Source organism: Flavobacterium sp. (assembly GCF_043720215.1).
GTDB lineage: Bacteria > Bacteroidota > Bacteroidia > Flavobacteriales > Flavobacteriaceae > Flavobacterium.
This window is the reverse complement of record NZ_JAYSSZ010000136.1, coordinates 1-11357: the sequence shown is the minus strand read 5'-3', so window position 1 is coordinate 11357 and position 11357 is coordinate 1. Positions and strand designations below refer to the sequence as shown.

The 11357-nt window shown below is 32.5% G+C and carries 7 protein-coding genes and 1 tRNA gene; all 8 read right to left on the bottom strand.

Annotation, left to right across the window (positions count from 1 at the left end; all coding sequences use genetic code 11):
- Positions 1 to 244: 244 nt before the first annotated feature.
- A tRNA-Asp gene (locus ACHZC3_RS06380) sits at positions 245 to 318 on the bottom strand.
- An 86-nt stretch (positions 319 to 404) separates the two neighbouring features.
- Positions 405 to 1331, bottom strand: a complete 927-nt coding sequence (locus ACHZC3_RS06375) for a DUF58 domain-containing protein (protein WP_394759041.1) — start codon at positions 1329 to 1331, stop codon at positions 405 to 407.
- A 92-nt stretch (positions 1332 to 1423) separates the two neighbouring features.
- Positions 1424 to 2020: a hypothetical protein gene (locus ACHZC3_RS06370; protein ID WP_394759040.1), complete on the bottom strand. Its 597-nt coding sequence runs from the start codon at positions 2018 to 2020 to the stop codon at positions 1424 to 1426.
- 244 nt (positions 2021 to 2264) lie between these two features.
- A complete protein-coding gene (locus tag ACHZC3_RS06365) occupies positions 2265 to 3617 on the bottom strand; it encodes a tail fiber domain-containing protein (RefSeq protein ID WP_394759039.1) in 1353 nt (450 codons plus the stop codon).
- 136 nt (positions 3618 to 3753) lie between these two features.
- Positions 3754 to 5838: an OmpA family protein gene (locus tag ACHZC3_RS06360; RefSeq protein WP_394759038.1), complete on the bottom strand. Its 2085-nt coding sequence runs from the start codon at positions 5836 to 5838 to the stop codon at positions 3754 to 3756.
- 10 nt (positions 5839 to 5848) lie between these two features.
- Entirely contained in the window at positions 5849 to 6784 is a 936-nt protein-coding gene (locus ACHZC3_RS06355; RefSeq protein WP_394759037.1) for a type IX secretion system membrane protein PorP/SprF, read from the bottom strand.
- A gap of 27 nt (positions 6785 to 6811) precedes the next feature.
- A complete protein-coding gene (locus tag ACHZC3_RS06350) occupies positions 6812 to 9976 on the bottom strand; it encodes a gliding motility-associated C-terminal domain-containing protein (protein ID WP_394759036.1) in 3165 nt (1054 codons plus the stop codon).
- A 294-nt stretch (positions 9977 to 10270) separates the two neighbouring features.
- Positions 10271 to 11357: carboxy terminal-processing peptidase (locus tag ACHZC3_RS06345; RefSeq protein WP_394759035.1), on the bottom strand; the 1087-nt coding region annotated here is incomplete at its 5' end.

The window sequence follows — 11357 nt, the reverse complement described above, 5'->3', positions numbered from 1 at the left end:
TGGGTACGCTTTACATAGCGAGGTTCCTGGGTGTTTTCCATAACGATGAATTTATGTATCGCTATTTTAGGACAAGACATCATAAAAAACAAAAAAGCCATCCACAAAAGTGGAAAGCTTTTCATTGGTCTAACTACTAAACCTGCTACGAGTTACAAAGTCGTAGCTTAAACAACACAACTAATCTTAAAACCTTTATTGGGACAAAAAAGCGATCCATTTCTGAATCGCTTTTCCCAATTAGCGGTCTGGACGGGACTCGAACCCGCGACCCCGTGCGTGACAGGCACGTATTCTAACCAACTGAACTACCAAACCTCTGCTTAATTGCGGTTGCAAAGATACAATGTTTTTTAACTTTCGCAAATCTTTTTTAAGATATTTTTGAAATTTTATTTTCCATACTAGCCAAATTTTTGTTTTTCAACTAGATACGTTGTTATTATTTTTTCAAAGTTTTCGTCAACAGATACAGGAACATACTTTATTTTGTATAAAGAACAGGTGTTTGCTACTTTTTCGAAGTAGTTATTTACCGCTTTTTCGTAGTTATTTTTTACGTTTTCGGCAAAAAGGTTCACCTCATCACCTGTTTCTAAGTCGATAAACTTGCGTGGTGTGTTGTCATAATCAAGATTTAGCTCTGTTTTTTTATCAATAACGTGAAACAAAACCACTTTGTGTTTGTTGTGTTTTAGGTGTTGTAAGGCTTTAAACAGACGTTCGTCCTCTTCTGGCTGAAACATATCTGTAAACAAAACAATCATGGAACGGCGATGCATTTTTTCGGCAATTTGATGCAGCAAAGTAATCGTATCTGTATTCTTTGTCTCTTTTGGAGTTTCTAGCGTATTTTCTAACTTGTTTAGCAGCATTCTGTGGTGACGATCACTCCCTTTTTCGGGAGCGTAATATTCGTATTTGTCAGAGAATATGCTTAAACCCACCGCATCTCTTTGTTTTTTTAATAAATTCATTAAAACTGCCGATGCTAAAACTGAAAATCCTATTTTATTTTCATAAAAAAACTGATTTTCTTTTAGTTTAGGATAATGCATGGATGACGAATTGTCTATAATAAGATGGCAACGTAGATTGGTTTCTTCTTCGTACTTCTTAGTGTACAATCGATCGGTTTTGGCAAATAATTTCCAATCGATGTGTTTGGTACTTTCACCAATATTGTAGGTTTTATGCTCAGCAAACTCGGCCGAAAAACCATGAAACGGACTTTTGTGCATTCCCGAAATAAATCCTTCTACAATTTGATTCGCAAGCAATTCTAGGTGTTGAAAACTGGATATTTTTGCTATTTGAGTTTCTAAATTCATATCTCAAATGTACTAAAAATAAATTTATTTTTTAACATAAAAAGGCTTGCTTTCAGCAAACCTTTTTTATATACTAATATAGTAAATAGATATTATTTTTGAAACTTAAAACTACAGTCACCAGCATAATAACTTAACTGAGGAGAGCTTGGCAAAACTTGAGCTGTTCCACTTGCAAACGAATAAGAAGTAATTCTAATATCTCCTACTGTAAAAGGATAAGTAACATTTGAGCTATCATTTTTCCTATGGTCATACCAGTCGTTACTGTTAAATGTTATAAAATATTCAGTACCCTGAACAAGATCTAAAGCGGTAATTGTTTTTGTTACTTCAACGCCAGCAGTAACTATATCTATAGTCTCTGTTCGAAGTACTGTTGCAGTTGCTTTATTCCAAATAGTTACTCTCATAGCTGCGTGAACATCTGGAATTTTAGCTACAATAGCCGTTATTTTTCCATTGACTAAAGGGATAAAAGAATAACCAAATTCATAATCTCCCAAATTCACCTGATTAGTTAATTTTTGATCAAATCCTGAAGCGGCTAAATAGCCTGCCAACGGATCTTGTAATGGCGCCAAAACTACCGGCGGTACTGGAGCCGGCACTGGATCTTCGTCCTTGCTACAAGAAAATGCAAAAAACGTAAGTAATACTAATGCAATTGTTGTTTTTAGTGTTTTCATGATTTTTGTGTTTAAAATTGTTTTATAAAGCTAACAATCAATAAGTCAAATATCAAAAATAATCGTTAAAACACAGATAAAACTGTTAAAGAAAACAAAAAAGGTCTAACTTTCGCTAGACCTTACTTTATTTTATAAATTTTTTATCACAAACTCGCTTCGACGGTTTAGGTTACTACTAAATATTTTTTAAAAAAATATTTTAACAAAGGCAGAATAATAATCCTTTCGGCTAATATATTATTTACAATTTTTCTTCTATTTCTTTAATTTTTGATTCTAAAAGTTCTATTCTTTTATTTTGACTTTCAATTATTTTTTGTTGGTCTTGAATTGCTTTAACCATAGGCGATAAAAGGTCGTTGTAACGAACGCTGTACATTCCTGAGTCGTCTTTAGTTATAATTGCATTATTAATTGCATCCGAAGTGTTAAGCGTTTGTTCTAATTCTTGTGCTATAAATCCGTATTCTATTTTTTTATTTTTATCATTGTTACGAATGTAAGAAACAGGGTTTAATTTTTTAATAAAGTCTAAGCCTAAATTTGATTTTTGAATATTTGATTTCCAACGATTGTCTGAAGTTACAGACCAAGCCACTTGTATGCCAGCATAATTAATACTTGTATTTCCTATTTGAACTTGATTGTCCCCTGCAGCATTAGGTACTATTGAATTATATCCTATACCAATATTGTTTGAACCAGTTGCTAATGATAATGCGTTAGCACCTATAGCTACATTGTTTTCTCCAGCGATTGAGTTAGCCAATGCAAAGGAACCAATAGCTGTGTTTCTCGAGCCAGTTCTATTATTATTTAATGCGCTTGCTCCGCAACCAACATTTAAATCCCCAGTGGTGTTATATGTTAAAGAAGTATTTCCTATCGCAACATTATTACCTCCAATAGTATTTCTAGAAAGTGTACTTGTTCCTAGAGTTGAGTTTCCAAAACCAGTTGTGTTATAATACATTGATTGGAAACCGCAAGCAGTATTGTGAAAACCATCTGTATTTGAGTATAGTGCATTTGATCCATATGATGTATTAAAGCTGCCAGTTGTGTTTGAATATAAAGCATTTGATCCATTAGCAATATTCCACCTGCCACTTGTATTAGAAAATAAAGAATTTAATCCGTAGGCAGTGTTATTTATACCTGTATTTAAAGTACTAAGAGCGTTTAATCCAAAAGAAGTGTTTGTGGTTCCAATTAAGCCGGATTGCACATTATTTCTTTTAAAAATTAAATCATTATCATCAGTAGTTCCTACAAAATTTGAAGTAGGATTAGTTCCTCCATTACCTTTTAAACCCCATCCAAAACTATTCCATGCATTATCCCAATAATAAAAGCCGGGTTGTCTTGTTCCGTCAACGGTTGTCAAATAAACTAACATTCCTTGCTGAGATATTGTTGGGTTTATTGCCGGAAAAACATCTACTTTTGGTATAATTATTCCATCGGTATTAGAAGGAGAGATTTGATTACTGGATTTGATTTCAAACAATGCATTGGGTGTAATTGTATTTATGCCAACTTGAGAATAATTTTTAAATGAAACTAGTAATAATAAAAAGGTTAATCTATTCATAATCTATTTTAGAGTTTTTTAGCAATAAAAATAAGACATCGGATGATTTATTATATAAAAAAACAGTTTAAATACAAATAAAACAGACATAATACACAATACAAAAAAAGGCCTAATTTTCATTAGACCTTTTTTACTATAAACTCTTTATCACAAACTCGCTTCGACGGTTTAGTTCGTGTTGCTCTTCAGTGCATGATTTTTCAGATTCACATTTAATGATTGGTTCTGATTCTCCGTAACCTTTTGCAGTAATTCGGTTTTCGGCAATACCAAAATCTATTAGATAATCTCGAGTAGATTGTGCTCTTTTTTCGGATAAAACTGAATTATATCTATCGTTTCCACGCATATCAGTGTGTGAACCTATTTCTAGAATCATGTCTGGGTATTTGTTCATTAACTCGATAACACGTTTTAAGGTAACTTTAGAATCTTTACGGATGTACCACAAATCGTAGTCGAAATAAATAGGATCTGTCTTGATTACTAACTTGTCTTTTTCTCTGACAACATCTTTTTCTTGAGCAATAATTTTTTCGATTTTCTCTTGTTTTATAACCTCAGCAATTTCTTTTTCTTTTACTTCTACTTCTTTCTTCTTTTGCTCAGCAATAGCTTCTTTCTTCTTTATTTCTTCCGCTACAAGCAATTCTTCTTGCTTGATAACTTCAAGCGATTTTAGAGCCAAAGAAGCATCGTTGATTAGATTTCTTTGTTTTCCTAATACAAATGCTTTAGAAGCTTCAGTATAATTTTCTTTTGATGCAGAAACTACATATTCTTTTTCGCAAGCAACTGTAAAACTAAATTTACCATCAGCAGTTGTTGTAAATCTTTCTATCTCTTTTTTGTTAACGTCTTGTAAAAGAACAATAGCGTTTTCTAAAGGTAATTTTGTATCTACATCTGTAATTGTACCCGCTAAAAATTGTTTGCAATCTTCGATAATTAAATCTTTGGTTTCTAGTAACGAGTAAACATCGTCACTTCCGACTCCGCCAGATCTGTTTGAGGCAAAATATCCTTTTTTAGTATCAGAATCAATATTGAAAGCAAAATCATCTACATTTGAATTTACTGGTAAACCAACGTTTAATGGTCTTGTATATTCTCCGTTTTTAATTTCGGAAACAAAAACATCTAACGATCCGTAACCTGGAAGTCCATTTGACGAATAATATAATTTATTATCGCTTGACACAAAAGGGAATTGCTCTTTTTTGTCTGTATTTATTAGATTTCCTAAGTTTTTAGGTGTTCCATACGATTCTCCGTTTACACTAACCGAATAAATATCTAAAGAGCCCTTTGTTCCTGGCATATCTGAAGCAAAATACAACGTTTTTTCGTCGTCACTCAAAGCTGGATGTTCTACAGAATAATTATCACTATTAAAAGGAAGAGATGTGACTTTCCCCCATTTACCTTCAACTAATTCTGCTTTAAAAATTTGAAGATTTGAAATTTTTTCTTTGTTTTTCTTTTTGTTTCCGTTTTTAGAATTATTTCTAGTAAAATAAATCGTTTTTCCATCTTTAGAAAAAATAACATTAGACTCGTGCATAGAAGTATTTAGTTCTTCAGCAAAATAATTTACAATAGAATCTTTTGAAGTTATATTTTTTAAAGGAATTGAAACTAAATTTAAATATGCTTCATTGTTCCATTTATAAACTTTATCGAACAGTCCTGGTTTATTTTTAACCGCTGCATAAACTAATTTTTCTCTTTCTTCGATTGCTCCAAACTCAGAACTTGCTGTATTTATTGCTAAATTTTTGATTTCGAATCTTTTACCAATAGCAGAAATGTTTTCAAGTTCTTTGATTCCTTTTTCTAAATTTACTAAACCATCACTATTTGCTGATTTTAAATAATATTCTTTCAGTATAGCATTTGCTTCATCATATTTATCAGAAGCTTTTAGTGTTTGAGAATATCTAAAATAATATTCTTCTTGAAGATCTTTGTAATAGGTTTTTATTAAAAAACGATAATACTTTTGAGCATTTTTTAAATCGTTTGTGTAATAATAACAATCAGCTAAGTTTTTTACTACATCAACAGAAGTATTATCAGCAACTATAGCTTCATACATAGGAATTGCTTCAGCATAATACGTTCTGTCAAAGTAACGTTTAGCTCTTTGTAAATCTGGTTCTTGGGCATTTGCAAATTGTGTTAAAAACACAAATAGTATAACGAGTAATCTTTTCATTATTTTCATTTTAGAAGAATCTTGGTGATTTATCATGTCCTTTTCCTAATAAATCTAAATTAAATAGGATAAAAATTTCGTGAGATCCAGAATTAAATTGCCCTAGATTCGAAATTGTATAATCGTAAGCATATCCGACTTTTATATTCTTAGTAGCTCTTATATTCATTAACGCACTAACGGCGTCACCTACTCTATAGGCTGCACCAAGTTCGAATTTGTCGTTATACAAAACATTAGCAGTAATATCAACATTTAATGGCGAGCCAAATACTAGTTTTGTCATAAATGCTGGTTTCAGTTTGAATGAATCTGATAATCTAAACACATAACCTGCAGTCAAAAAAGTATGAATATTTTCTGATCCTAAAGCATTTATTCCAGAACGTTCTTCAAGATGTTTTGTAGGTAATAAGTTTGGCGCAGACAATCCCACATAATACTTATCCGTAAAATAATAAGCTCCAACACCAACATTTGCTTTGGTAGCATTTATGTTTTGGGAAAAAGCAAAATCAGAAGCAGCATCTCCACTTTCTAAACGGAAACCATTAAAATTTGTGGTTAATGATGTAACACCCGCTTTCATACCAAAAGAGAATTTATGTTTTCCAGCTAACTGTAAGATATATGCAAAGTCCGCATAAAAATTATCCTCTTTCTTAGCACCATCACCAATCTCATCTGTAATCATAGACAAGCCTACTTGGATATTTTTATTTAAAGGCACATGCCCAAACAATGTTAACGTTTTAGGCGAACCAAGAGCGCCAACCCATTGTGTTCTGTATAACGAACCTAAGTTTAGCATAGATTGAGTTCCTGTTGCATACGCCGGATTTATAACACTCATATTATACATGTATTGTGTATATTCTGGGTCTTGCTGCGCTACGGATTTATTTATAAAACAGAAAAAGATTATAAATAGAAATATTTTTTTCATTTGATTTTGTTTAATGTAATAATGAGATTATCGATTCAGATAAAGACGTCCTTGTCTAGGTGATTTATTGTCTTTGTTGAAATTGACAACATAAAAATAAACTCCGTTTGGTACAATTCCACTAGTAAGACTTGGAGATTCTGAACTTTTTCCGTCCCAGTTTGGTTTGTTTTTATTGCCACTAAACATCAAACTTCCGTATCTGTTGTAAATTTCTAATGTATAATTTGGAAATAAAAATTCGATCTCTGGAATAGTAAAAGTGTCATTTACACCATCTCCATTTGGAGAAAACCCATCTGGAATAAAGAAATCATAGGTAATTTCTGGATTTATTGTATCACAATTTGTAAGTGAAACTGTCACTGCTAAACCAATTAACGATTGACATCCTAATCCAGAATCACTGTAACCATAATAAGTTGTTCCTTCAACTAATAATGTTGTTAATGGAAGCTGTGTTCCACCTACTGCATCATACCAAACTACTGTTCCGCCAGATGTTGTGTTATTTGATAATTCTTGTAAAGTTGGATTATCAGCACCACAAAAGTTTTGCCCATCTGTATTTAATATTGGAGTTGCTACTACATCTACTGTTACAACATTTGTACTTCTTGGAGAGGCACAACTGTTAAGACCGATTTCTTCAACATAATAAGTACCACTTACTAATACTACTGTAGATGCGAGAGGAATTGTGCCTGTTAAGGAATCATACCATAAGTATTGAGAGCCATTTGGCAATAAACTTGCTACTGTTGCATTATCTGCCTCACAAAAAGATTGATTTGCAGTAATTGGCGCTGCTGGAATAGGGTTTATTATAAATGGTGTAGAAACGTTAGAACTACAACCATTCAAACTTATTACAACCACATAGAATCCTGTTGCAGCTGGTATGATTTGAGGATTAGTTTCTCCTACTAATAACACTCCATTTAAATACCATTGATAGGTTGCATCTGTAACAACAAAATTTGTAGGCGTAACCGTTAATGTTGCTGTTTCTCCCTGACATATTGTATTATTAGGATCTGTTGAGGTGACTGTAGCTAATGGCAATGGATTAACTACAAAACTTGACGATAAAACCAAAGTACATCCGTTTAGATTAATCGTTACTTCATATATACCTGATGTTGTAATTGGAGTTGTAATTGAAATAGCTCCTGAAATTACCACTCCGTTTAATTTCCAAACATAAGTAGCATCAGTAGCAACAAAATTACCAGGATTAACGCTTAATGAAGCAATATCACCTTCACAAATAATATTATCACTATCTGAAGAGATTAAAGTTGCTAAAGGGTTTGGATTAATTACAAAATCATCAGAAACCCCTGAAACTATAACGCCACATGAGTTTCCAGTATTTATTAGATCGGTTATTTGAATGTTCGTTGTACCTACATTAGTTAACAACGAGGCTGGAATATTAAAAATTGCAATTCCTGATGTTACAGGAACCGAAATCATGTTATCTAAAGATGTATTAGCTCCTGATAAATCGTATTCAAAATTAACATTTGTTAAAGCTCCTAATCCTGTGATTGTAACCGGAACATCTTGTCCTTCGCAAGCATCAGCTACTGCTATTGTTAGAGTAGGAACCATAGGTAAAGGATTTACTTCAAATGATCCTACGATATTTATGGGTCCAACACATGTAGTTGTATTATTTGTAATGCTTGTAATAGTACACGTTGTGGTACCCGCATTTGCTAATAATCCTCCTGGAATTGAAAAACTAGACAATCCGCCAGTTACAATAATTATTGCAGTTTGAGGTATTAGAGTTGTATTTGCTCCAGATAAGTTATATGTTATTGTATAATTTCCATCAGCAAGAGGCGCTAAATTTGACAAGTTCACATTAGAAGAGTTGTTTTGACAAACATCTTCTGCATCTAAAATACCATTTGTGATTATTGGTGTTGGGCTAACAATTACATTATCCTGAATTAACGGCACTGGATTAACACAAATCCCTAAAGCAGTTGCTGCAACAATATCTTGAATAATAACGGTAAATGTATTTACTGATTGAAAATTAGCATTTGGAATGTTAAAAGTTGCCACTCCACCTGTAAAAGTGACAGGAATTGTAATTGGCGTAACTTGTCCTGAAACAATATAAGTTACATTATAAGAAGCATTAGGAATTAAAACTGGCGTTTGTGTAATCGTGGCTGTATAAACTGCTGTTGCCATTTGATCTTCGCAAATATCTGGCGATACATTAAGTGTGATTCCAGTATAATCTACAGGATCTTCTATAGTTACTGTTACTATTGCGCTTTCAATACTACAAATTGGATTACTAGGTCTTACTTCATAAGTAAATGCATAAGTACCCGCTCCTAAAGTATTATATATATTCTGAACATTAATAAATGAATCAGAAAGTGTTGTTAACTCATTGGTTCCATTATTTTCTTCCCAACTACCACCAGCATCTTCACCAGTTAATAATGAAAACAAATCCACATTAGTAAAGGCAGCAAAACCGTCTGAACTACAAATTTCAAGATTATCCGCAGTTCCTGGTTCTGCAGGCGGGAAAATAGTTAAAAAAGCACTAGCTGTACTAGAAAGACAAGATCCAACTGGACCTAATGTATACGAAAACTCATATGTTGTTCCGGTTGTAACGTTAAAGCTACTTGGGTCAATGGTATTTCCTGTAACTGGAGTTGCTGTTGTAACGTTAAACCAGTTACCATTAAATTGTGGTCCTGGCTGGGTGGCTCCGTTAAAAAGTTGAAACAAATTATAGGCTGATTCATCTCCACAAACCACACCATTAGGTCCTGGAACACCAGCATAACCACCTACAACAACAGTTATTACAGCGGTATTATCTGCACATCCAGGAACTCCCGTAACGGTATATGTGTAAGTATACACACCGCTTTCACCTATTTGCCAAACATTTAAAATTCCCGTTAAAGGATTTAAGCCTCCTGACAACAAATCATCTGACCATGTTCCTCCAGGTACTGGTGCGCCTCCCAATAATGCAAACAAATTTACTGCTTGATTGGCTGGATTAGGAATATTGCAAATTGTATGCGGAATTAGATTATCATCTCCTGCACATTGTGCATTACTATTTGTGGCTGAGAAAAAAAGAAGAATAAATAAACTAAAAATACTAGTCTTGAGTGGAGAAAATATCTTTGTAATCATATTTTTACTGTTAAATTTTAGTTCAAAAATAAAAATATAATCTAATTTTCAATGATAACAGCCTCACTAAGTGATGATTTGCGTTAAAAAATCGATGAAATGCATAAATAAACCGATGAAATGCAGTTTTTATTTGTCGAATAAATCATAAAGCTATACTTTTAAACCATTCTCTATTAACTAATTGTAAAATAATTGTAACAATGCATTAAAACGTAAAACCTCAGAACTTTCAAAAAAGCCTGAGGTTTTGTGTTTTATTTTAAGGTCTAAAAAACTAGTTTGTATTATGTATTATGATTTAACTAATTTATCTTTTCTTCCTTTAATTATTAATCCTTTGTTAACAATTTTTGCTCCTTTTATATCACCTAAAACATTTATAGCTTCTTCTACGTATGCATCTTTAGACAAACTTTCGTGCCAATCCTTCCTTTTTTGACCTAACAATGAATCCTTTTTAATAAGTTCTAACTCTTGAGGAAGAGAAGTAAATTTAAGCTGGTTTTGAAATTTTGCAATCTCTTTAAACTTTTTGGTTGCACCTTCAATAGCAACTTGTTCTTGTTTAAATTTATTAATATTTAAACTAATTACATTATCTTCTTTTCTGTCATTAATCCACTTAGCATTTTCATCAATCAATTTAAATTGCGGGTTCTCTACTATTCTTTTTTGACTATTGATTACTACTGTTTCAAAATTATTTATAGATTTTAAAACCTCAAATGGAGCTTCATCGATTTTATCCCAAGGCATTGCGTTATTGACATCTCGTTCACCAATTTTTATATAGGAATAACGGTCTGGAATAGCAATATCACTAGAAACACCTTCTAACTGTGTAGAACCACCATTTATTCTATAAAATTTTTGAGTAGTTGTTTTTAAAGCTCCAAAATCTCCCATTGGATCATTTTTAGGAACAAACTGATTTAGATCTATCACATTTTGTACTGTCCCTTTTCCGTAAGATTGTTTACTACCAATAACAACTCCTCTTTTATAATCTTGTATTGCCGCAGCAAAAATTTCTGATGCAGATGCAGAGAAATTATTTATCATAACCACCAATGGCCCATCCCATTGCACTTTTGAATCATGGTCAAAAAGCACTTCTTTTTTACCTTTAGCCGATTTGATTTGCACAACTGGCCCTTCTTCAATAAACAAACCTGTAATATCTACAACTGTTTTTAAAGATCCTCCACCATTATCCCGCAAATCCATTACTATTCCTTGAACACCTTCTTTTTTAAGACGCTCAACTTCAATTGCAATATCTTTTGCGGCATCTCTATTATCGTTATTCTCAAAATCGATATAAAATTTAGGCAAATAAATTACACCATATTTAATTCCGTTTTTTTCAACTACGCTA